Origin of the sequence: Curtobacterium sp. P97, from assembly GCF_023712445.1 — a bacterium.
In the GTDB taxonomy this organism is placed as follows: domain Bacteria; phylum Actinomycetota; class Actinomycetes; order Actinomycetales; family Microbacteriaceae; genus Curtobacterium.
The window spans coordinates 1-440 of record NZ_JAMAYF010000141.1 but is presented as its reverse complement, the minus strand read 5'-3'; the positions used below and the strand labels follow the sequence as shown (position 1 = coordinate 440).

Sequence of the window (440 nt, the reverse complement as noted above, 5' to 3'; positions counted from 1 at the left end):
GGGCCAAGCCACCGGGATGGTCGCGCAGACGCTCGGTCAGGAAGGACAGTCCTGCAGCGTCCAGGTGGTTGGTGGGCTCGTCCAACAGCAAGAGGTCAGGTGTCGACCAGAGTGCGACCGCCAGCCGTACCCGGTACCGCTGGCCCACCGACAAGGTCGACAGGACCCGAGCGCGGTCACTGCAAGCGTTCAGACCCGCCAAAGCGATGTCCACGCGGCGTTCGGCATCCCACGCGTCCAGCAGCCTGGCCGCCTCGAGCGCAGCGGAATAGGCATCGGCCGCGTCCTCACCCGTGGCTAGCGCAGCGCTGGCCACGTCCAGCGCCTGCAGCGCGGCCCTGGAGGGAGCAGTCGCCTCGGCGATCAGGTCACCGACCGTGCGATCGTCCTCGGTAGCCATGTCCTGCTTCACCAGGACGAGGGAACCCACCTGGGTCACC

Annotated in this window: 1 protein-coding gene; it reads right to left on the bottom strand. The window is 68.6% G+C overall.

Annotation, left to right across the window (positions count from 1 at the left end; translation table 11 throughout):
- Nucleotides 1-440 (bottom strand): ATP-binding cassette domain-containing protein (locus M3677_RS17345; RefSeq protein WP_368859921.1); only part of this gene is annotated, 440 nt, incomplete at both ends.